The sequence below is a fragment of the Roseobacter sp. AzwK-3b genome (assembly GCF_000170875.1).
Classification (GTDB): Bacteria; Pseudomonadota; Alphaproteobacteria; order Rhodobacterales; family Rhodobacteraceae; genus Roseovarius; species Roseovarius litoreus.
In genome coordinates, this window is record NZ_ABCR01000004.1 from 18,011 (window position 1) to 42,756 (window position 24,746).

A 24,746-nucleotide genomic window follows, 5' to 3' on the forward strand; every position below is an offset into this window, starting at 1 on the left:
CGCGTCCTGACGGCACCGGACGCGGGGTGGTGGAAAAACCCCGGCAGGGCGGTATGCTGGGCCTGTGCGGGGTGTGTTTTGGTGGGTTTGGAGTTGCTGGGTATGGATGTTGTCGAGGCGCTGCCATGGGGGCTTAAGGGGCTGGCGGCATGAGGTGGGGTGTGATCATTGTGCTGGGTCTGGGGCTGATTGCCTATGGTGTCTACAAGCTCAACTATCCCACCTATTCGTGGCGCCAGAAACTGACCCTGGTGGTCGAGACCCCGGAGGGTGTCAGAACCGGCAGTGCTGTGGGGCAGGTCACACATTGGTTTCACCCCGCGATTCCAGTGGATGCCGGGTCCCGGAACAGCAGCCTGCGCGGCGAGGCGGTTGTGGTCGATCTGGGAGACGGGCGCTATCTGTTCGCGCTGTTGGACGAAAGCCCCAAGAAGCTCAAAGCCGCCTTCGCTGACCGGTTGCCAGAGTTCACCTATGGATTAAACGATCTGAAGCGATTTTTCCGCGCAGTGGAGCGTCTGCGCGGTGCCGCCGCCCCGGTGCCATTCGCGGCCTTGCCGCGGCTGGTGACCTTCGGCGATATCTCCGATCCGACAAGCGTGCGGCTGGTGGACCCCGACGATCTGGCGGCGGTGTTTGGTGAGGGCTACGCCCTGCGCGAGGTAACGCTGGAAATCACCGACGCGCCGGTGACATCGGGCGTGGTCGAGGGGGTGTTGGGGTGGTTGGGGGAATACCCGGAGCCGGGTTTATGTCCGCCAACCGGACAGACAACCGATATCCCTTTCTGTCGAAGAGTGCACCATGGTGATTTTAGTAGGAGGCCGAGGTAATGGCTGATCAGAAAATTTCAAAAGACCTATTTCTCGCTGTTTTGGCGATGGATTCCTATAACCGGGGATACAACGCAGGGATTGCCGATGGAGAAGGCACAACCGATGCAAACGGCGACGACGCTGACGGTCTCGGCGAAGCTGGCGAGAAAATTGGTGCTGCTACAGTTCTAGACTTTGATCTGCCCGCCAACTCCCAATCCGCCGGTTTCTACGCCCTCGCCTACGACATCGGCGCGGATGGCCCCGAGGGGCTGGCGGGGAAAACGGTCATCTCCTTTCGCGGGACGGATACATCTCTTGACCACTCCACCGGCTGGAGCGTCGGGGCGGGCAATATCGACGACTGGACCCAAGCCCCGCGCGCGCTGGAGGTCCACACCGCCGCGACCGGACACTCCTATCGCAAAGGCCAGGCCAACGCCGTTATCCTGAGGGGTCATGCGCCTGCCTTCGGGTCGGCGGCATGAGGGCGCTGGCACGAGAGAGCGGATGACGGTGGCCCCGGTGGTGGGCTGCGGCAGGGCCTATTCGCGAAAGGCCCTGTCGCGCACGCGCACGACGGGCTGCAGCAGATATTCGAGCACCGTCTTGCGCCCGGTCAGGATATTGGCTTGCGCCACCATGCCGGGCATGATCTCGACCGCGACGCCATCGGCATCGAGGATCGTGCCCGTGGTGCGGATCTCGACCATGAAAAACTCTTCTTCCTCGCGTTCGGAGCGGGTGACGGCATCCGCCCCGATCCGCAGGATTTCACCGTCCAGACTGCCGTAGCGGGAGGCATCATAGGCGGTGATCTGCACCTTGACCGGCTGGCCGGGATAGAGGAAAGCGATATCGTCGGGGCGGACATGGGCCTCGACCAGCAGGGTGTCATCGAGGGGCACGATCTCGATCAGTTCCTCGCCCTGGCGCGCCATGCTGCCCAGAGTGGAGCGGTGTATCCGGTTCACGATACCGCGCACCGGCGCCACGATGCGCGATCGGTCTGCCCGGCTCTGGAGGGCGGGCAGCGCAGGACGCAGCGCCGCAAGTTCGGCGGTGGCGAGCGCCAGATCGGACAAGGCCGTGGCGCGGAACCGTTCCTGCTGGGCGCGAATGCGGTCGTCGATTTCATCGAGCGCGCCCTGAAGCCGCGCCAGCGACGCCTGCGACCGGGTGGCGCGGCCTTGCCATTCGGCCTCGGACCGGCGCAGGGTCAGAAGCGTCGTTGCAGGCTCCATCCCGCGTTCGACGAGCGGCGCCATCATCTCGCGTTCCTCGGACAGAACCGCGAGGGTGGCTTGCGCGGTCTGGTTGTCGGCGAGACCTTCCTCGTATTCCTGCTGGCGCTGCTGACGCTGGCGTTCGAGGATGTCGATCTCGGCCTGCAATTCGGCCTGACGGCCGCGATGGAGCGCGGTTTCGGATTGAACCACATCCAGCGCACGGGCGACGAGCTGATCGGAAAAGCGCAAGGGCTCTGCGTTTATCTCGGCCTGTAGTCGTTCGATCCGGGCCATCAGACCGTAGGCGCGCTGCTGTTCCTGGTCCAGTTGGCTGTCCAGAAGGGTGCCGTCCAGCTCCATCAACAGATCGCCGGCAGCCACGACAGTGCCTTCGCGCACATGCAGCGCGTTCAGAACGCCGGGTTCGGTGGCTTCGATCACCTGAACCGAGGCCGAGGGCACGATCCGCCCCAAGGCCCGGGTGATATTGTCGATTTCCGTCCTGGCCGCCCAGATGAAGATGGCGACCAGAAAAACGAGGATCGTCAGGAGCAGGATCGAGCCGCGCAGCGGAGACCGGCCCCGCATTTCGGCGGCCAGTCGCTCGAAATCCATGTCACGCGCCATGACCGCCCCCCGACCCATGCGCCGCGGCGCGTTGGGACAACAGGCTCTTGTCCCCGTCGACCGCGACCTTGCCATCCTCGATTACGATGACGCGGTCAACGAGGTCCAGAAGGCTGGTTCGGTGGGTCACGATCACCACGGTCTGATCGCGCATATGCGTCTTGAGGCTAGCGATCACGTCACGTTCGTTCTGCACGTCCATCGCGCTGGTCGGCTCATCCAGCAGCAGGATGGGTGGTTTACCGACAAGGGCGCGCGCCAGAGTGATCGCCTGACGCTGCCCGCCCGACAGCCCTTCGCCGCGTTCGGCCAGCATCAGATCGTATCCCGAAGGGTGGCGCGCGATGAAATCCTCGACCCCGGCGATGCGGGACGCGTCCAGAATGTCAGTATCGCGCGCGTGGCGCGCGCCGATGGCGATATTCTCGCGCACGGTGCCGGAGAACAGCCACACGTCTTGAAGAACCGAGCCGATATTGCGCCGCAGATCGCCCGGATCGACCTGCCGGATGTCGGTATCGTCCACAAGGACTGCGCCCTGATCTGGGGCGTAGAGCCCGAGCATCATGCGCGCAACGGTGCTTTTTCCCGATCCGATCCGACCGAGGATCGCCACCTTTTCGCCCGGCTGAATGGTAAAGCTGACCCCTTTGAGGGTCGCCACCATTTGATCGGGATAGGTGAAATGCACATTCTCCAGCCGGATCGCCCCATCAAGACGGGGGCGGCTGAGCCATGATCGGCCCTCGGGACGTTCGCTGTCGGACCGCATCAGGGCGTCCAGACTGCGATAGGAGCTGCGCGCATGGTTGAGCCGGGTCATGGTCTGGGCCAGTTGCGCCAGAGGGGCAAGTGCACGCCCGGTCAGAATGACGCTGGCGATCAGCGCGCCCATGCTGACGGTGCCATCCGAGATCAGGAACACGCCATAGAACACGATCAGGATCTGGGCGGCCTGCTGCGCGAAGCCGGTGGCGTTCATCGCGAATTGCATGACAGCACGGCTGTGCAGGCTGTGTTCGGACTGACGGGAGATGGCCTCTTCCCAGCGAGCACGCATGCGGTACGCAGCACCGGTTGCCTTGATCGTTTCAAGCCCGGACACCGTTTCGACCAGCACGCTTTGTTTGGACTGGCCGTCGGCAAAGCTTTTGTCGGCGATGCGCGACAAGACCGGCTGCACCGCGATGCCGATCAGAAGAACAAGCGGCACCGCCAGCCCGGGCACCAGTGCCAGCGGCCCGCCGATCAGGTAGATCACCCAGACGAACAGCAAGATGAACGGAAGGTCCACCACCGCCACGAGAGTGGCCGATGTGAAGAAATCACGCAGTGTTTCGAATTCCCGCAAGGTGCTGGCCAGAGCGCCGGTCGACCCTTTGCGCGCCCGCATCTGAAGATCGCGCAACTGGTCGAAAATGCGTCGGCCCATCAGCAAATCGGCCTTTTGCCCGGCCCTGTCGATGAAACCGGCGCGCAGGGTTTTAATGAAGAAATCGAACAGCAGGGCGATGCCGACCCCAAAGGTCAGGGCGATCAGGGATTCGGTCGCTTCGTTCGGCAGGATGCGGTCATAGACCACCATGATGAAGATCGAGGTGGTCAGGCCCAGGAAATTCGCCACCACCGCCGCCATGAGCACCTGTGTGTAGGACCATTTGTTCGCCGCCAGAGCCGACCAGAACCAGTGCCCCTGCCGGCCCATGGCGGTGGCGGCCATGTCATCGCGATGTTCAGCCCGCAAAAGGATTGCATAGCCGGTATATGCCTGTTCCAGCTCGGCCCGAGCGATCTGTCCGGTACCCTCGCCCAGAAGCGGGTCGTGGATAAGGAGGGTATCGCTCTTGCCAAGGCCATAAAGGACCACCGCCCGGTCGTCCCGTAGCAAGAGGATCGCAGGGGTCAGCATGGCGTCGAAACCGCGCAGCTTGCGGGCGCCGAATGCGGCCTGGATCCCGGCACGTTGCGCGGCTGTCATCACGTCGCGCACGCCAAGCCGGTCAGAGCCATCGGAGGATTGCGCGGCATGAAGGGCCGCAAGTGTGATCGGCCTGTCAAGATGTGCCGCCGCATGCAGCATGCAGGCCTCGAGTGGTGTCATCGCGTCCGGGCGACTGTGCTGTCCGGGGTCGAGCGCGACGATGTTGCGATCGACGGCCCCGGCCTGATCCGAAGAGGTATCCTGTCGGCTCATGGCGACACACCGGCTATATCAATGGAAAACACGTCCAGAATGTCGCCGGTCAGGGCCAGCACGGCGTAATCGGTCAGGAACCTGGCTTTCTCGGCGGAGATCAGTACTTCCTGCGCGCGCACGTAATCGCGCTGCGCGTCCAGAAGGTCGAGCAGGCTGCGGCGGCCGATGCCGAACTGTTCACTGGCTGCCGCGACCGTCGCCTTGTTCGACGCGACAGCGGCGCGGGCGGCCGCGACACGGGCATCGCCCGTGCGCTGATCCGAGCGTACGAAAGTCAGCGCCTCGCGGATGTCGCGCACCAGTTCGTCACGCTCCGACCTGATCCCGTCAAGACGCGCCTGTGCCGCGTCGATGGCAGCGGCGCGCTGGCCGCGCGTGTCGAGGCTGTAGTTGAGCGAAAGATCAAGGCCCAGATCCCCGCCGCCACCAGACGCGCGGCGGCCGGTGGCGCCCAGCTCGATGCTCGGGTTGGTTCTGGCCTGCGCTGCGATCAGATCAGATTCAGCGGCACGCAGCCGGGCTTCAATGGCGCGAAGGCGCGGGCTGAGCCGGAGATTTTCATCATCCCGGTCATGCAGGGCGGGCGCAGGTCTTGCTGCTGGCAGGCTGGCCGGGACCGCGACGAAAATACGCGCGTAGCCCGCCTTGGCACGGTCCAGATTTCCCTGCGCATCGGCCAGCCGGGTTTCGGCATCGGCCAGACGGCTTTCGGCGGTCAGTTGGTCGGTGGTCGATCCCGCCCCTCGCGCCGCACGCTCGTCGATATTTGCGGCGATCTGCTGCAAAGCGCGAATATTGTCCTGCGCCAGCGCCATCAGCTTTTGCCGGCTGAGCAACTCCTGATGGGCCTCGACCGCCGACAGGGCCGCCGAGGATCCAGTTTCTATCCGCCCTGCCCGGCTTTCGAACACGCGCGCCTGTGCGGCGGTCTGATCGGCCTGCGCCGCGCCACCGTCATAGACAAGTTGAGACACGCGGACGAAGGGCGACAGGGTGCTGTCGGTACTGCTTCGAACAAGACGCGTTTCTCCGCCGATCCCAACCGAGAGATCCGGTTTGAACGCCGCGTCGGCAGCACGCTTTTCCGCAAGGGACAAGCGGATGGCGGCATTGGCCCGTCCGAGCGCCGGATTGTCCAGGGTCGCCGCCGCAATGGCCTGTCCATAGGGCGTGTCGGCCAGAGAGCCGGATATCCGTTTGGCCCCAAGCCCCGGCGTGCCGGGGGCGATGCTGGCCTCGATTGCCGTAAGATCCGGCGCTTCGGCGCAGGCGCCCAGCAGGGCCAAGGCACACATGGCAAGCGGGCGGCGTGTCATGGTCGCTGATCCAGGTCCGCGGCCTGCGCATCTGACAGAGCCGACAGGAAAGAGGCAATATCGCCCGATGGGTCCATGGGTTGAGGATAAGCGATTTGGGCCTTGGGTGTGGCGGTCCCGGCCGCAGCGCACCGCGCGATCCAGCCAAGATGGTGCAATCAGACGAGTTGCGACTGTGCCAGCCGCAAAGCGCCCGCCTGCCACAGCTTGGCCAGCTCATTTTGAGGCACCGCCCCCAACGCGGCCTGATCCACCGACCAATAGCCTGACGCATCGGCCTCGGACATGCCATGCGAGGGCGTCCACCGGGTCAGCAGGCCCGCCTCGGCAAGCGCGCCCGCTGCTCTCAGGGTTTCTTGCCGGGATGCCGCGCGGGTTTGGAAAAAGGCGATAACCTGTGCCAGCGCTTCGGAGGGTTGCGCGGCGTCCTCGAAAAACGGCTCGTCGGCGGGATCGTCGGTGATCAGGCCGCTGGCTTCGTCGATCATCAGCGTCGCTTTCCCGTCCGCGCCGCTGTCATCCGCGACAAAGGGATAGGCCCGCAAGGCAGAGGGCACATAGGTGCCGCGCCATGTGCCCGAGGCGGTGACGAAGAGGCCGCGCGTGGCCGGGGAGAGGCTGAGCAACGCGACAACCTCCCAGCCCGAGGGCGTTTGGCGAAACACCAGAGGCAGGGCGCTGGCGGCTGGTTCGAGCTCGGCCATGACAATCGGCACGTCCTGCAGTGGGCGCGCGAAGGCATAGGAGGAGAATCGGCGCCAGCGTCGGGGGCCGTGCCGCCCGGGCGTGACCGGAACAATCGTGTTCTCACGCTCTGTGCTTGCAGTCATGGACATGAGGACCGGGTCTTTCTGGTGAAACCACGGGCCGGACCCGGCCCATGGCTTCAGTTTCATTGGGCGCTACGTCAGCACCGCTTGGCCTGTGGGGTCGGACAGGATGATCTGCGACGGGGCGAGTTGACCCAGCGCGCCGATATCCTGGAAATCGGCCATCACTTCGGCGGTGGGGCTGCTGTTCGCATCGGTCGTCACCAGCGCGAGTTGCGCATCTGTGCCGTCGCCGACCATAAGGTAGAACTGTTCGTCCTGGGCAAAGCCGTTGAGAGTGGTCAGCGCGTCGGACACAGATGGGGTCGTCTGTGCGGTGGTGAAGATCACAAAGCCGGTATTGGCGCCGATCGTGCCCCCATCGGCCAGGGCCTCGACAATGGTTCCGTCGCCCCTGAGGTCGATCTGCCCCTGAAAGAACATCGTATCATCGACGGCGTCGCCGAGGCCGATGGTGAAACCGGTGACTGTATCGACGCCGTTGGCCAAGGGCGTGGTCTCGAACACCAGCACGTTTGCGCCCGGATCGGAGACATCGATCGCATCATCCCCGCCCCTGCCGCGAATGAAGCTGTCGATATTGTCGCCGGTCAGAGTGTCGATGCCGTCGGTGCCGATGAGGAGTTCGGCAGATCCGCTGGCGACATCATCCACTATGTGGTCGAAGCGCAGCGTGATCGGATTTTGGCCGTCGGAGGCCAGATTGAAGGTAAACAGCGGAGAGAGTGGCTGCAAAGGCGTGGTGAGTGTGCCGCCACCGACGAGCAGCGTGCCGTCGCCTGTGCCTGCGTCATTGGCCAGGAAGAAGAACAGGGACGGGTTCCCATTGCTCGAATTTGGAACATAGGGGTTCTCAAGAGGGTCGAACGAAATCTCGGTTTCGAACCCGTCGTTGGAATTGAAATCCTCCCCGGTGAAGGACACGACCGTGACGGACTGGCCGGTATCGGACACAAGGAAGTAGCCGAATTCGGAGGGCAGATAGCCGGTGACCGTCTGGCTGACCGTGTCCGCCGCGCGCCCATCCGCGTTGCTGACATCAGCATTGACGGTATAGACCTGACCGGCTGAGATCTCTTCCAGCAGGGCGGCGTTGACCGGGGCTGTCCATGTGCCACTCGTCACTATGGCGGTGGTGGTGCCGATCACCGCTTGCGTGTCGCTGTTCACGAATGTCACGGTCACGGTCTGGTCATCGGCGCCAAGGGCGGTGCCGGTCACAGCGGTAAGAGCCGCCCCGTCAAGGTCGATCGTGCCATCCACGCCGACCTCGTTCAGGGTCAGGGACGGTTTGAAATCCGTCGTCAGTTCGAAACTGTCGCTGGCCGTGTTGCCCGCATCATCGGCAATCTCGACCGTGACGGTATAGGCGGTCTGATCCGACAGAGCGTCGAGCAAGTCGGCATCCAGGAAATCGATCACGAACGTACCGCCATCCGACACCGTGTCTTGAACGCGGAGAGCGGCGACGCCATTGCCATCTTCGAAAGTCAGGGTGACGGGCGTGCCTTGAGGCGAATTCGTGGTCACCTCGGCGCCGCTGTCGGGATCTGCCGCCAGTTCGGCAAGCGTCAGCACATAGTCGACCGGCACGTCATCGACAAAGGAAATGGTCGGCGGGGTCAGGTCGATATCGAGGCTGGCAGCGGCCTGGTCGGCGTCGTTTCCGGCGGCATCGTCGATATCGGCCCTGATCGTGATCGTCTGACCATCTATTTCGGAGAAGCTCTCGAGATCGTCCCTTGTCAGCACCAAGGACCAGGCCCCGTCGGTCACTGTCGCGGAGTACTGGATGTCTTCGATATCGACCACGACGGACCGGCCATCTTCAACACCCACGGCGGTGCCGCGGATTGTGATCGAACTGCCCTGTTCGGCGATGTTCAGAAAGCCGTCTTCGGCGACCGGTTCGGTGATCGTGACGGTGGGCGCGGAGAGGTCCGCCGTAAAGCTGGCGCTGGCCTGTTGGGCGGGGTTGCCCGCAAGGTCAGACACATCGGCGGTGACCGTGACGGTGTCGCCGTCGGATATCCCGGCCAGATCTTCCGATGTCAAATCAAGCGACCAAGCGTCGCGTTCCACGTTCGTGGTGAATTCGCTATCGCCGATCATGATCGTGACGGTTTGATTGTCTTCGACCCCGGTGGTGTTGCCATTGATGGTGAGTCCAGCGGCCTGTTCGGCAATGTTGAGCGTTCCGTCATCAGCCACTGGACCGTCGATCGTGATCGTCGGCGCGCTCAGATCGGCGTCGAAACTGGCCGTGGCCCGCTGTGCGGTGTTGCCAGCCACATCCTCGACATCGGCGGTGATCTCGACGGTGTCGCCATCGGCGATGGTCGGCAGATCGGCGTTGGGGATCGTCAGGGTCCAGGCGCCGCCCTCGGCTTGGGTGGTGAACTCGGTCCCGGCGACGGTCACGGTGACCTCTTGGCCGTCTTCCGCCGTGGTTGCGCCGCCAAGCGTCAGATCCTCGGTGCTTTCGGCGATGTTCATGACCGCGCCCACGGAAATCACGTGTGCGTCGATATCGATGGTCGGCAGGGTCACATCCCGCGCAAGCTGCACGGTGACCGTGGGGGCGGCGGTGCCGTCGGCGTCCGAGACATTGGCCACGACATCGACGCTGCCGCCATCGGGTATGGAGGTGACATCCATCGGGCCAAGCGTGGTCTCCCAGGTTCCGTCTTCCTCCACGGTCGCCGATACAAGCGGCGTGTGGTTCACGGTGACAAATACCGCTTGGCCAGCTTCCACGTTGTTCGTGCTGCCCGAGATGGTGACGGCGATGCCGTCTTCGTCGAAGTTGATGATGTTGTCGGTGGAGATCGGGTCGATGGTCAGCGACGGACCACGGAAATCGACGTCGATACTGCGCTCGGCCTGTTCGGCGGGGTTGCCGGCGCTGTCCGAGACCGAGGCGACGATCTGGATCTGTGCCGGCTCTTCATCGCCGATCTGTTCCTGCAGCGCCAACAGATCGTCCTGCGGTATGGTGACCGACCACCGGAATTCCAAGGGCTCCGGGTCCCTCATCGGGCCGTCGCCATTGTTCATCGTGGCCATATCAAGAGCCCTGACGGCTCGAAATGCCACCTCGCCCTGATACTCGGTTCCATTGAACAGAACCGTCACCTGCTGACCGGGGTCGGCGTTGGTGGTGCCGGTGATCGTCAGATCGCCTTGCAGGTCGATCAGACCGACCACGTCATCGGCGGACACCGGGTTGATCGAGATGAACGGAGCTACAAAATCGATGGCGAGGGTTGCGGCTTCGCCCGTGGTCTCATTGCCGGCGGCATCGCTGACGACGGGAGATATGAAATAGAACACCTCGGCGTCGGGCAGGTTGGCAAGATCGGCGGGCGGGATCTCGATGCTCCATTCGCCGCCACGCACCTCGCCGGTATACTCGACGTTGTTGAGGGTAATGGTCACAAGCTGGCCGTCCTCGGCATCCGAGACGCCGGAGATCGTCACCGGCTCGGCACGCTCGGCGATGTTCACCGTGAAGTCATCGTCCCCCGGCGAGGAGATATCGGTCACGGCCACGGTGGGTGGGATGGTGTCGATCAGGATTTCAGTGATTAAGGTTCCCAGCTCTTCTCCGTCTTCATCAAGTGCGACGAGGGTCAGCAAGGAGAGGCCCTGCGGCAGATCCGTGGGACCCTGCTCGAAGAGCGGGAGGACCCATGCGCCTTCCTCGTCGACGTTGACCGTCGGGTTGGGAGGAACTGGGGTGCCGTCATCGAAAGTGATGCGCAGTTGTGTCGTGCCTTCGGGCAATTCGGTCGGGATGGCGTTGCTGCCGATGCCTCTGACCGCAGTCACCATGGCATTGTTCACGATGGTGGGCGGGATTGTCGCGGGCTCGGAGGGTGTCGTCGACTGGAACAGAAGCGGCGACGGACCGTCCCCCCCTCCTCCTCCGGCGCCGACGGCAACAGCGCCCGCGACCCCGGCCCCCGCAACTGCCGCACCGAGACCAATGCCGCCAGCGGCGCCGGCCGCCATGGCCTGAGCCGCAAGCTGGGCGATCTGAGGCGCGACCATGACCTGACCACCGGCCAAGACACTGAATTGCCCTGCGGGGATCGATATGACCGTTCCATTGGCCATGGTCATGCTGGCCGTGCCATTGGCGAGGGTCTGCACGCTGGTGACGCCGTTGATCGAGCTGGCGCTGACGAATTCCGCGACCTGGGCCTGCGCGATGGCGGGCAAGGCCATGATCGTTCCGGTCAGGGTGCCGCCCGATGCAATCTTTCCGAGATGCCGTTTGAACCAATTATGCTGATTCGCGAATTCCGCGCGATCTGATTCGGATGTCTCAACGTGGGGCGTCAAATTATTGACGCCTTGTTTCTCTGGACGATACTGCACAACAACCCCCAACACGGTATACTGATACTTCACGCAACAGTGATGACGCTTGCACAGCAGTCCAGATTTGAGAAGTACTGATTCACTTACCTTGTTTTGATTCGAACATCGTGCTTCCCTTGCGTCAGTGTGTTTCCGAGTGTGGGGGTTGTTGTGAGCACGTTTTCCATTTCCGGCGTTCTGGTTGGACGCGATCCTGATGACAACGCACAATTCGCGCAGCCGGTGACGCTGGTCATTGCCACGCCAGATACCAGCACAACCGTCACCTATTCCATCATCGGACAGGGCAACGATCTGCCAGTGGTCGAATTTGGCGCCGATGAAGCGCGAACACAGCTTTTCACAGAAACGTCGGGACAATTCGTGTTTCCCCTTGGTGCGATCAGCTTTGATGCCGAGATATTTGGTTCTTCGGGACAGGGCTTCGAGCCGGACACGATAGCTCTGGGACAGGCGACCACGCCGCAGGGGACGCATGTCATTCTTGAGTTGGAATATTCCCTGATGGGTATGGGATTTGCCGACGCGATCTTTGTGATCGGTGGCGATCCTGCAGTGTTCGACGCTACAATCGAGGGCTTGACCGCATTCGAGAACAGCATCACGGCGTCTGGACCGATCGACGCGACCGATCCGTTCGGTCCCGGACAGGCTCTGGACCTGACGACATGGGCCAACACGGTACAAGGCCCGCTTTTGATACAAGGCACGGATGGGGGCGATCTGTTGTACGGCTCGATCGGCGATGATTCCATCGTGTCGGGCGATGCCGATTCGGACAACATCACCGCGTCCGAAGGCAACGATACGATAGATTTGTCCGGGATGAACCTGAACGACGCCTTCGCATTGCTGGACTACAGGCGGCTGGACGCCGGTATCACCGCAACGATCGACGGCGAGGCCAATACCGGGACCATCGACAAGGGCATCAACGGCGTCGACACTCTTGTAGGGGTCCAGAACCCGATGATCGCCGGGTTCAATTTGGGCGGTCTGAGCCTTACAGGTACGGGTTTTAACGATACGTTCGACATCACTGTGCCCGACGATCAATGGATTTCCGTGTCCGGCGGTGGCGGGGCGGACACGTATATCGTCAGTGGTGATGGCTTGGTGAGGCTGGATTTCCGAAACGCAGTCACCGTTGAGGAAAATGGAAACGCGCAATTTTCCTCGGGCGTTTCGGTCGATCTGGCCCAAGGGCTGGTTCTGGACGACGGCTTCGGCAATCAGGAGGTGATTTCCGGAACCGGCAAGATCTGGGAAGTTCGCGGGACAGATAGCAACGATCTCATCATCGGGTCGGCCGCGAATGAAAGCTTCATTCTCGCGCGTGGTCTGGACACGCTGGACGCAGGCGACGGTTTCGACCGGCTCCGCTATGACCGGTTCGGCGTGGACGGGATTACTGCTGACATGGAAGCCGGCACCGTCGCGGGTATCTGGGATAACAGCTTATTCGCCCACAAGATCACCAACGTGGAGTATCTGCGCGGATCCAACGGCGATGACGTGATCGGCGACAGCAGCGGCAACGATGTGCTGGAAGGCCGGAGCGGGTCGGATTTCTTCATCCTGTCGGGCGGGCAGGATATCATCAGGGATTTCCAGATCGGCGTGGACAATCTGGAGGTGTCGTCACCGGGACTGAGCACCCAGCAGGTGCAGGATGCCTTTGCCGCGGCGATAAACAGCCCCGACGGTGCCTTCGTCGATTTCGGCAATGGCAGTTCGGTGGTGTTTCGGGGTCTGAGCGCCGACCAAGCGCGCGCGCTGGACCCGGTCGAGGCGACAAACCTGGGCGGGCCCATTCCGATCGAAGCAAATCAAAACGTGTTCATCGGAACGCGACTGAACGATTTTATCGATACGGCCACATCCTTTGGGTTGGGCGAGGCGGTGATCGGCACGGCCGGAAATGACACCATCGACATGGCCGGCAACGACGCGAACGACGAATTCGTGACGTTGGACTACAGGGTACTGCAAGACCCCGTGACCGTCACCATCGACGGGCAGGCCAATACCGGATCAGTCGACAAGGGGCTGGCAGGCACCGACACGCTGGTCGGGGTGGCTACCCCCCTTGCGGCGGGATGGACCAATGGTGGTCTGGCCATAGTGGGCACGGCGGGCGACGATGTTTTCAATCTCGCGCCGGAGGGCGAGCAGTGGATCAGCGTCAGTTCGACAGATGGCTTGGACAGTTTCACGCTGAACGGCACCGGGCTTGTGCGGATGGATTTCCGCGATGCCGACACCGGGATCAACGTGAACCTTGGCCTTGCCAGCGGGCAGATCATCGATGACGGGTTCGGCAACACCGAAACGATCGGCGGCAGCAATCCCCTGTGGGAGGTCTATGGCTCGTTCGGCGATGACAGCTTTACCGGATCGGCAGGCAACGAATCCTATCGCTATGCCGGCGGCAACAACACGTTGGACGGCGGCGACGGCTTTGACAGGCTGCGCTATGATACACCCTTGGTATTCGGCGTGGATGCCAACCTGGAAACAGGCATCGTCGAAATCAGCGCGTTCAATCTGAACGATCAGCGGATCTCGCTCGGAACGATCAACTCTGTCGACACTGTCCAGGGGTTTGAATATGTGCGCGGCACGTTCGGGTCCGATACGCTGACGGGCGATGCGAATGACAACCGGCTGGAAGGCCGCAACGGCAATGACATCCTTGTCGATGGTCTGGGCAGCGATATCCTGATCGGTGGAGAGGGTGCCGACTTCTTCACCATCGTCGGTGGTGGGAATGACGTGATTGACGATTTCGAAATCGGTGTCGATATTCTGAACGTTGTGATCGGCGGACTGAGTGTGGCGGATCGGAATGTCGCCCTTACAAGCGCGACGGATGATGGCGACGGCAGTGCCGTGGTCGATTTCGGAAATGGCAATATCCTGACATTTCGTGGCCTGACCACGGAAGATGTCGCCTCTCTGGCGCAGGACGGGCCGCCTCCGTTGCCGCCCTCAACCACGCCTGTGGCCTGGACGGTGGGCGATCCGCATCTTCTGACGCTGGATGGGGTGGGCTATGACTTCCATGCCGTAGGGGAATTCGTCCTGCTGCGCGCAGTGCCGGGCAACGGCTTTGACTGGTTCGAGGTGCAGGCGCGCACCGCGCCCGTTGAGGACGTAGAGAATGTGTCGGTCAACGTGGCCGTTGCGGCGCGGCTCTCCGACGGCTCGAGCGTCATGTTCGACGCAACCGACACCAACCCGGTCTCCATCGATGGCGCGGTGCGTCTGCTGGGCGATGGCAGTGTCCTCACCCTCGAGACGGGTGACCAGATCATCCGCGACGGAAATATCTACACGCTGGTTTTTGCTGGCACCGATGGGGTGCCGGGCGTAACGGCTGGCGATGCGCGGCTCAGTGTAGCCTTGCAGGACGGACGGCTTGATCTGGGTGTGCAGATCTCGGCCAACATGTCCGGCAACGTCGAGGGGCTTTTGGGGGATGGCGATGGCAACGCAGCGAATGACATCGCGCTTGCAGACGGGACCGTGCTGGAGCGTCCCTTGGCCTTCGATGATCTGTACGGGCAATATCGCGACGATTGGCGCGTGACCACGGAAGAGCAGAGCCTGTTCACCTATGACGCGGGCGAGAGCCTTGAGGGCTTCTATGATCCCGATATGCCCGGCGCGATCGTGACCGCGGACAATTTCGATCCCGCCGATGTCGATGCGGCGCGGGCAGCGGTCGAGGCGGCTGGCCTGACCCCCGGCACGGTGAACTTCGACAACGCGGTATTGGATTTCCTGCTCACGGATGATCCGACATTCATCGAGTCCTCGGCCTCCGAGCTGGTCCGGGCGCCCGAAACGGCGACCGTGCCGGGCAAGCTGGATGTCGGTGAAACACGGGTGACGCTGGATGTCACCCTGACCGATATCGCAGGCAATGCGATCGGCGATGCGGTTGTCGGCTTCACAACCGGGGTCAGCACGGCAAGAACGCTGGCCGAAGAGACCGAGGGCGTCGGTGGCAGCTATAACATCCGGCTTGGGTCGGGAGCTGCGGGGCGTGTCGATGCCACCAAGGCCTATGACGCGCAAACCGATCCCACTATCGGCGTTGGCGATGCGCTGGATGCACTGCGAATCGCGCTGGACATCAACCCCAGTTTTGGACCTGCAACGCCCCAAAACCTGATCGCGGCAGATATGAACGGGGACGGACGCGTCGGTGTAGGAGATGCGCTGGATATCTTGCGCTTCGCGCTCGACGTGGAAACCGACGCTGTCCCGCGTTGGGTCTTTGTGGCACCGGATGCCGCCCTGCCGACTGATGCGGACAATGTCTTCTATGACACCGGGATAGATGTGGCCAGTGTCACGGCGGGCCCTGTGGAACTGACCGGGATCTTGTTGGGCAACATCGATCAGCCAGTTCCTGCGTAAGCACTGACCTTTGACTGCCAAGAGTGTCAGGCGCCGGTGCAAGCCGGCGCCTTCGTCGTGCTGGATGCCCCGGTCATGGGCCAGCGTATCAAAACCTTCACCGGGGCGTTTTGCCAGCCGCACCATTGCAACTTGCATCTGGCCAAAGACGCCCGCACCATCGCGCCGATACCCGGATCGGCCCGCGATCCGCGCAACTGACCCGGAAAGGCCCGATATGAAACTGCAGGATCTCGAGATCATCGTCACCGCCCCGCCCGCGCCGGGTTGGGGAGGGCGCTATTGGATCCTTGTCAAGCTGACCACAGATGACGGGATCACCGGTTGGGGCGAATGCTATGCCGCCGCCGTGGGGCCGGAGGCGATGCGCGCGGTGATCGAGGATGTCTTTGGACGGCACATGCAGGGGGAAAACCCCGAGAATATCGAACTGATGTTTCGGCGCGCCTATTCGGCGGGGTTCACGCAGCGGCCCGATCCGACGGTGATCGGCGCGTTTTCGGGGCTGGAGATCGCCTGCTGGGATATTCTGGGCAAGGCGCGGGGGCGGCCTGTCTGGGCGTTGATGGGCGGGCGGATGAACGAGCGCGTGCGCGCCTATACCTATCTTTATCCCCTGCCGCATCACGATCTGCGAGGCTTCTTCAACTCTCCCGAGATGGCCGCCGAAAGTGCGGCCGATTACGTGGCGCGCGGCTACACGGCGGTCAAGTTCGATCCGGCGGGGCCTTATACGATCCGGGGCGGGCATATGCCGGCGCAGTCGGATATCTCGCTGTCAGTCGCGTTTTGCCGGGCGATCCGCGAGGCTGTGGGCGACAGGGCGGATCTGTTGTTCGGCACGCATGGGCAGTTCACCACCGCAGGCGCCATCCGGCTGGGCCGGGCCATCGCGCCCTATGATCCGCTGTGGTACGAAGAGCCGGTCCCGCCCGACAACGTGGCGCAGATGGCCGAGGTGGCCGCCGCCACCGGCCTGCCCGTGGCCACCGGAGAGCGGCTTTGCACCAAGGCCGAGTTCGCCCCCGTCCTGCGCGAAGGCGCGGCGTCGATCCTGCAGCCGGCCCTGGGCCGGGCGGGTGGACTTTGGGAGACCCGCAAGATCGCCGCCATGGCCGAGGTCTATAACGCGCAGATCGCCCCGCATCTTTACGCAGGCCCGGTGGAATGGGCGGCGAATATTCAGCTGGCGGCGTCGATCCCGAATATCCTGATGGCCGAGACGATCGAGACCCCGTTCCACGAGGCGCTCATCAAGGGCGGGCTGCGGGTCGAAAACGGATTTGTGACGCCACCCGATGAGCCAGGATTGGGGATCGAGGTTGACGAGGCGCTGGCGCGGGCCCATCCTTATAAGGGCAAGGGGCTGCATCTGGAGATGCAGGAAGCGCCATGTGATTACAAAAACGGCAATGCGTTCCTGGGGGGTGCCCCTCCGGAGGGGTAGCGCAAGGCTAATACTCGCAGTTTTCGAAAACACGTGCTATGAGACGCCGATTCATCGCTGAGGAAGTGAAACCGAATTGACCACCAAGGATATCACCGTCACCCCGACCGAAATGCAGGAAAACGCCAAACTGGCGGCTGCATTTCTCAAGACCGTCGCCCATGAGGGGCGGTTGATGACCTTGTGTCATCTGGGGTCTGGCGAGAAATCGGTGGGCGAGTTGGAGCAGCTTTTGGAGATGCGGCAGGCCGCCGTGAGCCAGATCCTCGCGCGGCTGCGAGAAGAGGGCCGGGTCAAGACGCGGCGAGAGGGCAAGACGATCTTCTACAGTCTGGCCGATGAAAAGACCCGCGAACTGATCGATCTGCTTTATCGGCAGTTCTGTAATCCGGGCAAGTGACGGCGAGGGGGCGACAGCGCCAGCATCACGGCAGGCTGCCCAGCCACATCCAGACCGTCAGGATCGACAGCGCCGTTGCCGCCAGCACCGAACTGGCCGCAACCCGGCGTGCACGGCCATACATGTTGGCGAAGATATAGGCGTTGACCCCCGGCGCCATAGCCGCCGTCACCACCGCCGAACGCAGCGCGGGATCGGGCAGGGAAAACGCGCTGCCAAGCCCCCGCGTGATGAGCGGATGCGCGACAAGGCCCACGAAGCAGACAAAGAGCACGATCCGCAGATCGCCATCCGGCCGATAGCGCAGCAGCACCCCGCCAAGCGCGAAAAGCGCCGCCGGAAGGGCCGCACGCACCATCAGATCGAGCCCCTGATCCAGCGCGCTTGGCATCGCGATCCCTGACAGGTTGACCAAGAAGCCCGCCGCCACCCCAAGGATCAGCGCGTTCGAGAACATCGCCTTGAGCACCCGCCCCACAAGGGCCGGCCCCGCCCGGCCCCGCGAACGGGTGATCTCCATCACCGAGATACCAACCGCGTAACAGAAGGGCGAATGCATCGCGACGATCGCGTAATTGGCATCGAGCGCATCCGGGCCATAGGCACGCTCCATGATCGGCAGGCCCAGCAGGACCGAGTTGGAGAAGAGACAGCAAAAACCGATGGCGACCGCATCCTCCCAATCGCGCCCGAAGAGAAAGCGCGCACCGAACAGCCCCAAAAGAAACCCCGACAGAGCACCGATATAGAAGCTGGCCAGAAGCCAGGGATCGAAATAGCGGTCGAGATCAAGCCGGGCGATAGCGGTGAACAACAGGCAGGGCACAGCGAAATTCTGCACGAACTGCATCACGCCATCGACCGAGGCTTCGGTAAACCAGCCCCGCCATGCCGCGATATATCCGAAACCGATCACCATAAAGACCGGCAGGATCACATCGATCAGCGCTTGCATGTCATCAGGCCGGATATGTCAGGATCATGCCGTCATAGGCCGGTGTCACATGTGCGGGCGTTTCATCCGCAACGGTCTGGTAATCCAGGTCGATATGCATGTTGGTCAGCACCGCGCGCCGCGGCGCCACCCGCGCGATCCAGTCGAGCGACTGTTCGAGATGCGAATGCGTGGGATGCGGGGTGCGGCGCAGCGCGTCAAGAATCCAGCAGTCCAGCCCTTCGAGCATGGGCCAGACATCGTCCGGGATCTGCGCAACGTCGGGCAGATAGGCCAGATCGCCGATCCGGAAGCCGAGCGACTCGATCGAGCCGTGATTGACCTCGAACGGGGTGAGGGTGATCGGCCCCCCTGCCCCGTCGATCGTCACATCACCGCTGATCGTGTGCATGTCGAGGATCGGCGGATAGGGGCTGTCCTCGGGTTGGATGAAGGCATAGCCGAAGCGCGCGTAAAGCGCGTTCTGGGTGTCGCCATCGGCCCAGACCGGCAAGCGACGGCGCATGTTGAACACGATCATGCGCAGATCGTCGATGCCGTGCACATGGTCGGCATGGCTGTGGGTGTAGAGCACCGCGTCAAGCTCGCCCACGCCGGCATCCAGAAGCTGCGCACGAAGATCGGGCGAGGTGTCGATGAGAGCGCGGGTGATGCCGCCCGGCCCTTCGCGCTCGATCAGGAGCGAGCAGCGGCGACGGGTGTTGCGCGGGTTCTCTGGATCACAGTCCCCCCAATGGCCACCAAGCCGCGGCACGCCCCCCGATGAGCCGCATCCAAGGATGATGAACCGCATCTCGCCCATCAGGATGCCGCCTTGTAATTCGCGGCCTTGCTGAAGAGGCGGTTGAAATTGGCCTCGGTCTGCGCCGCGAAATCGGGCCAGTCCATGCCGAACAGCTCGGCGCCGACCTTGGCGGTGTGGACGGTATAGGCGGGCTCGTTGGTGCGGCCACGATGGGGCGGTGGCGCTAGATAAGGCGCATCGGTTTCAACAAGGATCCGATCCACCGGGGCGGCGGCGAAAATCTCGCGCAGATCAGCGGACCGCGGGAAAGCCGCAATCCCCGACATCGAAAGGTAAAAGCCCAGATCAAGTGCCGCACGCGCCAGCCCGGCGCTGGAGGAAAAGCAATGCATCACGCAGGAAAACGCACCCTTGGCATGTTCTTCGGACAGGATGCGGGCCATATCGTCATCCGCGTCGCGCGCATGGATGATGAGCGGCAAGCCGGTTTCGCGGGCCGCGGCGATATGGATGCGCAGGCTTTGCTGCTGCACGGCCTTGCTGTCGGCGGTGTAGTGATAATCAAGCCCGGTTTCCCCGATGCCCACGAATTTGGGATGCCGGGACAGTGTCACCAGTTCATCCACACTGGCCATCGGCTCGTCCGCGGCGCTCATCGGGTGGGTGCCTGCGGCATAGAAGACCGGCGCATGGGCCTCGGCGATGGCGCGCACCTGCGGCTCGAGCCGGAGTTTGGTGCAGATCGTGACCATGCGGGCAACGCCCGCATCGACGGCCCGCTGCACCACCTGATCGCGGTCGGCGTCGAAGACGTCGAAATCAAGGTGGCAATGGCTGTCGGTGATCTGGATCGTCTCGGTCATGTCGCCCCTGATGCGGACCGGTCAGCCCGCCGCGGTCTGCTGAATCTTGAACACGGTATCTAGGACCAGCGCGGCAGGGTCAAGGTTGACCGCTCGGCCATGACGCGCGCGCGCGCCGATCATCTGGGCGCATTCCGCCCAGGCCCGGCCCGCATGAGGCGATGGCGAGAGGCGCGCGATCAAGGCGCTTTCGCCGGGCACCGCTTCGGGCGGGGGGCCAAGTGCGCCGCCGCGCGCCAGCCGCGCCAGAAAAAGATCAGTCAGCCCAAGAAGAAGATCCAGCTTCTCCTCGGCGCCACGGGTGGCGGCGGCCTCGGCCAGTCCGAGGGCACGGGCGCGGTCAAGCCGGGGCATGGTGGCCGTGATCTCGACGATTTCGCGATACATGGCCACGCCGCCAAGATTGATGAGGCGCACCGCCTCGCCCACCGATCCGGCGGACAGCTCGGCCAGCGCCGTGGCGTCGGCGTCGGGGGCAATCCCGGCCTGTTCGAGTGCGGTGGCCATGTCCTGCGCGCCAAGCGGGGCCAGGCGCAATTCGCGGCAGCGCGAGCGGATCGTCGGCAAAAGGCGCGAGGGCTGGTGACTGACCAGCAGAAGGACGGTGCGGGCGGGTGGCTCTTCGAGCATCTTGAGAAGAGCGTTGGCGGCCTGGGTGTTCATCTCGTCGGCGCTATCGATCAGCACCACGCGACGCCCGCCATCAGTGGAAGACAGATGCAGGAAGTTGTTGAGGCTGCGCACATCGTCGGCGACGATGCGATCGCGCAGGCGGCCTGTCTTTTCATTCACACTGCGGGTGATGTGGAAAAGACCCGGATCGGAGCCCGCCGCGATGCGCCGGGCCACAGGATGATCGGCGGGAATGGCCAGACTGTCGGGCATGGGTGCTGCATCCCCGAAAAGACCCCCGTCATCCGAGCCGGGATCGGGGGTGGCCAGCAAGAAGCGCGCGATGGCCCAGGCCAGCGTCGCCTTGCCCACGCCACGCGGCCCGGTGATGAGCCAGCCATGATGCAGCCGGCCCGAGTTGAACGCCTCCAGAAACGCCCCCTCAGCCGCCCGCTGCCCGATCAGCCGGGGCGTTTCACGCGGGTGTGGCGCGCCCTCCACGCGGTCCGGCTCGGGGGCGTTGGCGGCGTCGCTCATGGCAGCCAGCCTTCGGCGATCTGACGGATATCGGCGGCGACGGCATCAAGCTGGCGGTTGCCATCGACGGTGACGAAACGCGCGCTGAATTCCTGCGCAAGATCGAGAAACCCCTGGCGGATCTTCTGCTGCATGCTGTCACCGAAGGATTCGAAGCGTTCCTCGCCGGTCCCGCGGGCAAGAGCGCGGCCCAACCCGGTGGCGGGGTCCATGTCGATCAGGATGGTCAGGTCCGGTTCGCGCCCGATCATCAGGCTGTGCAGCTGGTCCACCAGACCGCGCAGATCGGCGCGGGCCAGCCCCTGATAGAGCCGCGTGCTGTCGGCGAAACGGTCGCAGATGACGATCTGCCCGGCCTCGAGCGCCGGGGCGATCGTGCGTTCCAGATGGTCGCGGCGCGCGGCGGTGAACAGCAGCAGCTCGGTTTCCGGCGACCAGCGGTCCCCGTCGCCTTCAAGCACCAGCGCGCGGATTTCCTCGGCGCCGGGGCTGCCGCCCGGTTCACGGGTCAGCACCACGTCACGGCCCGTACCGCGCAGATGATCGGCCAGAAGCCGGGCCTGGGTGGATTTGCCCGAGCCGTCTATTCCTTCGAAGCTGATGAAATAGCCGCCAGCCGTCAAAGCGTACCCTCGGGGCCTTGCCGCAACCGCGTGATGAGCAGCCCCGACACGGTGCGCATCCGGGCCATGAACCCGCCGCGCGGCACATCCTCGGCCGCCACCAGAGGCACCCGGGTTTCGGGCAGGCCTTCGGGGGCGAACACCAGTTCGGCCAATTGATCGCCGGCCTTGATCGGGGCATGCACCGGACCCTGATAGACCACCTCTCCCTCCACCCGATCCTCTGCCAGCACCGGCATCAATGTCGAGATATCCGAGGCCGAGGTCAGGCCGACGCTGGTTGCATCGCCCATCCAGACATCGGCGCGGGCCACTTCGACCCCGGCTTTCACAACGGATTTCTCGACAAACTGGCGAAAGGACCAGTTGACGATCGCCTCGGATTCCTCGGCCCGGGCCTGCCGCGTCTCAAGGCCCGATATGACGAAGATCACGCGGCGGTCCCCCTGTTTGGCCGAGCCGACCAGACCATAGCCCGCTTCTTGGGTGTGGCCGGTCTTGAGCCCGTCTGCGCCGATACCGAGCCCGAGGATCGGGTTGCGGTTGCGGGTATTCTGAGGGGCGCGGCCGTCAAACTCGAATTTGGTTTCCGCGAACATCGGGTAGAATTCCGGAAAATCCTCGATGATGTGACGCGAGAGCAGCGCGAGGTCCCGCATGCTCATGCGATGGCCCGCCGCGGGCCATCCGCTGGAATTCATGAAGGTCGAATTTGTCATGCCCATTTGCTGGGCGCGCTGCGTCATGTAGCGGGCGAACCCCTGCTCGGTGCCATCGGGGCTGAGCGCCTCGGCCAGAACGACACAGGCATCATTGCCCGACAGCACGATGATGCCACGCAAGAGATCCTCGACCCGCACACGATCCGTGGTATCGAGGAACATGGTCGATCCACCAAAGCTCATGGCGTGCTGAGATACCGGCAAGCGGTCATCGAGCGACAGGCGGCCATCGCGGATCGCCTCGAAGGTGACATAGAGCGTCATCAATTTCGACATCGAGGCCGGGGGCAGCGGCGCGTCGGCGTTCTTGGACAGAAGGACAGTGCCTGTCTTCATGTCGAACACGAAGGCGGAGGTGGCGCGCGTGTCGAAAGCCGCCGCCGGCGAAACCAGCACGATCACCAGAAGAAGCGGCGTCAGAAGTCGGGACAGTCGGGGCATGATCTCTCGTTGTCTAATTGGTTACCGGATAGGCGTCTTCAAAGCCGACGCCCTTGATCTTCTCGAGCAGGACCGACCGTTCCGAGGCGCTGGTCGCCGGACCCACGATCACCCGCCAGAAGGTCTTGCCCTGGCTGCTTTGCTTCATGACGGTCGGCACCAGGCCGTTCTGGCGCATGGCGGTGGCGGTGTTCTCGGCGTTGTCCTCGATGCTGAATATGCCGATCTGGATGAAGGGCTTTTCAAGGCTCGAGGCCGCGGTGCGCGGCGCTGCTGCGGGTTGCGGCGCGGGGGCCGGGGTGGCTGCGGCTGTGGTGGCGGTATCATCTGCGGCTTCGATGGCGGCGGCGGCCCCTGCGACGGGATCCAGCGCGCTTGTCTGCACCGCCTCGGGAGCTGCGACCGTGTCTGCGGCGTCCTCTGCGGAGGCGTCGGGTGCGGGCGCTTCTTCGCGGCGCAGGGCCGTGACATTCAGCTGAACCGGCGCACCGGCCAGCATGCCAAGGGCGGCCGCCGCATCCGAGGAGACCTGAAACACGGGGCCGGGGTTGTCACGTTCGCGCCGGAACAGGGCACCGATGACGAAATTCGAATTCGACATATTCCGGATGATGACGCGTTCCGGTTCCCGGACGTCGGGATGTGCGACCCAGACCCCGCCAAGCGACGGCCGTCCATCCCAGAGCCCCATGTCGGTTTTCTGGAACACATCGGGCGCTTCGACATCCCGCTCGACCAGCCGGACCGAGGTTGCATCGGCGCTGGTTGCGGTGCCGGAGCCCGCCTGATTGGCTCTGAACGGGTTGAACTCACCTGCGGTCTGACAGCCTGTCAGGACAAGCGTCATCCCGCTCGCCACGAGCATGGCTTTCCAGCCCCGTCCGCCACTTTTGATGAACTGCGTCATTCCCTGCCCCTTGCCTGTGTCGCGCGTCTTGCCGCGCCGCCTGATCGTGACCGGTTTGCCCGGCGTTATCATGGATGCGCCAAAGCTAAGGCCGCCCGACGCGCGCACAGTCTAGCGCCTTGCTTGCGTCAAGAAAAGCGCACAGGTGCCATTCGGCGGAAATCCCCTGAGATCAGCGTCTTCCAGAATCGGAAAACAGTCTTTACGGAGATCGGGCTGGAGGAGTGGCAGAGTGGTCGATTGCACCGGTCTTGAAAACCGGCGTGCGTGAAAGCGTACCGTGGGTTCGAATCCCACCTCCTCCGCCAATAAAAAGTAATTATTATATATTTATCAAATACTTGAAGAACAATTGAACTGAACTTTTCGCACCCTACCCGCCTATCCATGAAGCGGGTCACCAAGATTAGACCTTGGCGTCTCTATCGTTTATGCTGACGTACTTGACAGTTGACGAAAGTCAAGGGGCGGCGATCAAAGCGATTTCGCCGAAGACCGGCCGCGGCCGCGACAAATTGCGGCGTTGGGTCTAGCACAAAGAAACTGACACGGGCTGTCGAGATGCCGTGACGCCAGAGGGACGGGCCCGACTCAAGGATCTGGGGCGTAAGGTGCGAGAACTTCGGCAAGCGACGAGAGCCTTCATGTTGTCATTTGTTTTCAGCC

Annotated in this window: 18 protein-coding genes and 1 tRNA gene; 7 read left to right on the forward strand and 12 right to left on the reverse strand. The window is 63.2% G+C overall.

Features of this window, described 5'->3' with window-relative positions; translation table 11 throughout:
- Nucleotides 1-149 precede the first annotated feature (149 nt).
- Both RAZWK3B_RS08275 and RAZWK3B_RS08280 read left to right on the forward strand, forming a co-directional pair.
- Nucleotides 150-833 (forward strand): hypothetical protein, encoded by a 684-nt coding sequence (locus tag RAZWK3B_RS08275; RefSeq protein ID WP_037295383.1) that lies wholly within the window; start codon nucleotides 150-152, stop codon nucleotides 831-833.
- Nucleotides 833-1,303 carry a hypothetical protein gene (locus tag RAZWK3B_RS08280; RefSeq protein ID WP_007814068.1) on the forward strand — a complete coding sequence of 157 codons (471 nt, stop codon included), beginning with the start codon at nucleotides 833-835 and terminating at the stop codon, nucleotides 1,301-1,303. The genes RAZWK3B_RS08275 and RAZWK3B_RS08280 overlap by 1 nt, the downstream gene beginning before the upstream one ends.
- Before the next feature lie 57 nt (nucleotides 1,304-1,360).
- Here RAZWK3B_RS08280 and RAZWK3B_RS08285 read toward each other — a convergent pair whose 3' ends face one another.
- The 5 genes from RAZWK3B_RS08285 to RAZWK3B_RS08305 form a co-directional block, all read right to left on the reverse strand.
- Entirely contained in the window at nucleotides 1,361-2,671 is a 1,311-nt protein-coding gene (locus RAZWK3B_RS08285) for an HlyD family type I secretion periplasmic adaptor subunit (RefSeq protein WP_007814070.1), read from the reverse strand.
- On the reverse strand, nucleotides 2,661-4,865 hold the full coding sequence (locus RAZWK3B_RS08290; protein ID WP_007814072.1) for a type I secretion system permease/ATPase: 2,205 nt from the start codon (nucleotides 4,863-4,865) through the stop codon (nucleotides 2,661-2,663). The genes RAZWK3B_RS08285 and RAZWK3B_RS08290 overlap by 11 nt, the downstream gene beginning before the upstream one ends.
- Nucleotides 4,862-6,184: a TolC family protein gene (locus RAZWK3B_RS08295; protein ID WP_037295386.1), complete on the reverse strand. Its 1,323-nt coding sequence runs from the start codon at nucleotides 6,182-6,184 to the stop codon at nucleotides 4,862-4,864. Before RAZWK3B_RS08295 ends, RAZWK3B_RS08290 begins: the two co-directional genes overlap by 4 nt.
- Before the next feature lie 158 nt (nucleotides 6,185-6,342).
- On the reverse strand, nucleotides 6,343-7,020 hold the full coding sequence (locus RAZWK3B_RS08300) for a SapC family protein (protein ID WP_007814075.1): 678 nt from the start codon (nucleotides 7,018-7,020) through the stop codon (nucleotides 6,343-6,345).
- A gap of 66 nt (nucleotides 7,021-7,086) precedes the next feature.
- The gene (locus RAZWK3B_RS08305) at nucleotides 7,087-11,244 is read right to left on the reverse strand and encodes a hypothetical protein (protein WP_157132201.1); all 4,158 of its coding nucleotides are present in this window, start codon (nucleotides 11,242-11,244) and stop codon (nucleotides 7,087-7,089) included.
- A 306-nt stretch (nucleotides 11,245-11,550) separates the two neighbouring features.
- Between RAZWK3B_RS08305 and RAZWK3B_RS08310 the strand changes: the two genes are divergently transcribed.
- From RAZWK3B_RS08310 to RAZWK3B_RS08320, 4 genes are all read left to right on the forward strand, one after another.
- On the forward strand, nucleotides 11,551-15,828 hold the full coding sequence (locus RAZWK3B_RS08310) for a VWD domain-containing protein (RefSeq protein ID WP_007814080.1): 4,278 nt from the start codon (nucleotides 11,551-11,553) through the stop codon (nucleotides 15,826-15,828).
- A 36-nt stretch (nucleotides 15,829-15,864) separates the two neighbouring features.
- Entirely contained in the window at nucleotides 15,865-16,029 is a 165-nt protein-coding gene (locus RAZWK3B_RS21140; protein ID WP_007814082.1) for a hypothetical protein, read from the forward strand.
- A gap of 16 nt (nucleotides 16,030-16,045) precedes the next feature.
- A complete protein-coding gene (locus RAZWK3B_RS08315) occupies nucleotides 16,046-17,275 on the forward strand; it encodes a mandelate racemase/muconate lactonizing enzyme family protein (RefSeq protein WP_007814084.1) in 1,230 nt (409 codons plus the stop codon).
- Between the two features lie 112 nt (nucleotides 17,276-17,387).
- The gene (locus RAZWK3B_RS08320) at nucleotides 17,388-17,675 is read left to right on the forward strand and encodes an ArsR/SmtB family transcription factor (RefSeq protein WP_050774215.1); all 288 of its coding nucleotides are present in this window, start codon (nucleotides 17,388-17,390) and stop codon (nucleotides 17,673-17,675) included.
- Between the two features lie 25 nt (nucleotides 17,676-17,700).
- Here RAZWK3B_RS08320 and RAZWK3B_RS08325 read toward each other — a convergent pair whose 3' ends face one another.
- From RAZWK3B_RS08325 to RAZWK3B_RS08355, 7 genes are read right to left on the reverse strand one after another with little or no spacing between them, the layout of a single operon-like run.
- Nucleotides 17,701-18,630, reverse strand: a complete 930-nt coding sequence (locus RAZWK3B_RS08325) for an AEC family transporter (RefSeq protein WP_007814088.1) — start codon at nucleotides 18,628-18,630, stop codon at nucleotides 17,701-17,703.
- 4 nt (nucleotides 18,631-18,634) lie between these two features.
- Nucleotides 18,635-19,432 carry an MBL fold metallo-hydrolase gene (locus tag RAZWK3B_RS08330; protein WP_007814089.1) on the reverse strand — a complete coding sequence of 266 codons (798 nt, stop codon included), beginning with the start codon at nucleotides 19,430-19,432 and terminating at the stop codon, nucleotides 18,635-18,637.
- Nucleotides 19,432-20,238, reverse strand: a complete 807-nt coding sequence (locus RAZWK3B_RS08335) for a TatD family hydrolase (protein ID WP_007814091.1) — start codon at nucleotides 20,236-20,238, stop codon at nucleotides 19,432-19,434. Before RAZWK3B_RS08335 ends, RAZWK3B_RS08330 begins: the two co-directional genes overlap by 1 nt.
- Nucleotides 20,239-20,259: 21 nt before the next feature.
- A complete protein-coding gene (locus RAZWK3B_RS08340) occupies nucleotides 20,260-21,387 on the reverse strand; it encodes a DNA polymerase III subunit delta' (protein WP_007814092.1) in 1,128 nt (375 codons plus the stop codon).
- Complete coding sequence (gene tmk / locus RAZWK3B_RS08345) at nucleotides 21,384-22,010, reverse strand: dTMP kinase (protein WP_007814093.1); 627 nt, start codon at nucleotides 22,008-22,010, stop codon at nucleotides 21,384-21,386. The genes RAZWK3B_RS08340 and tmk overlap by 4 nt, the downstream gene beginning before the upstream one ends.
- On the reverse strand, nucleotides 22,007-23,173 hold the full coding sequence (locus tag RAZWK3B_RS08350; protein WP_007814094.1) for a D-alanyl-D-alanine carboxypeptidase family protein: 1,167 nt from the start codon (nucleotides 23,171-23,173) through the stop codon (nucleotides 22,007-22,009). The genes tmk and RAZWK3B_RS08350 overlap by 4 nt, the downstream gene beginning before the upstream one ends.
- Before the next feature lie 13 nt (nucleotides 23,174-23,186).
- The gene (locus tag RAZWK3B_RS08355) at nucleotides 23,187-24,080 is read right to left on the reverse strand and encodes an SPOR domain-containing protein (RefSeq protein WP_050774216.1); all 894 of its coding nucleotides are present in this window, start codon (nucleotides 24,078-24,080) and stop codon (nucleotides 23,187-23,189) included.
- Between the two features lie 218 nt (nucleotides 24,081-24,298).
- On the opposite strand from RAZWK3B_RS08355, the gene RAZWK3B_RS08360 reads away from it, so the two are divergent.
- Nucleotides 24,299-24,388, forward strand: a tRNA-Ser gene (locus RAZWK3B_RS08360).
- Nucleotides 24,389-24,746: the final 358 nt, after the last annotated feature.